Source organism: Bradyrhizobium sp. Kon37, assembly GCF_055807535.1.
Map to the genome: position 1 here is coordinate 1 of NZ_JBVVOY010000117.1, position 524 is coordinate 524.

The 524-nt window shown below is 61.8% G+C and carries 2 protein-coding genes; both read right to left on the minus strand.

What is annotated here, in order from left to right; genetic code table 11:
• The coding region (locus AC0L3J_RS37355) for a hypothetical protein (RefSeq protein WP_473350428.1) at positions 1-216 on the minus strand (216 nt) is incomplete at its 3' end.
• Positions 217-219: 3 nt separating this feature from the next.
• The coding region (locus tag AC0L3J_RS37360; RefSeq protein WP_473350429.1) for a TrbG/VirB9 family P-type conjugative transfer protein at positions 220-524 on the minus strand (305 nt) is incomplete at its 5' end.

The window sequence follows — 524 nt, forward strand, 5'->3', positions numbered from 1 at the left end:
AGTGACCAGGGCAATGCCGAACGGATCGGGCGTAGCCTGCTGCAATTCCAGCTTGGTTTGCGCCGGCGGGTAGAGCTTGACGAGCTGCTTCACCGCGTCGGTCGCAATGGTCTGGTTGTAGGCGGCCGGCGCGTCCTGGACGAAGCTGCCGTACTTGGAGGTCGCGCAGCCGGCCAACGTGGCCGCGAGTGCGATGACGGTCAGAATCTTACGCATGGTTTAGTTCCCCCTTGAAATGGTCACGCGGTCCTGGCTGCTGCCCACGCCCGCGATGAGGATGGCCTTGTCGAAAATCGTATCGACGATGTAGCGGTCGCCCTGGACCCGGTAGTTGACCATCACCGTTTCATCGTCGGAGAACAGGCCGCCCTCCCTGCGAACGACCAGGAGCGTCGGCGCTTCGGTCTGTTCCATCGAGTGCGGCATCTGGATGATGGTTTTCTTGCCGTCGTTGTAGACGCGCACCGGCTTCCACGACGTGGACCCGCTGACGGAGTAGTTGAAGCTCAGGTTGCCCAGGTACT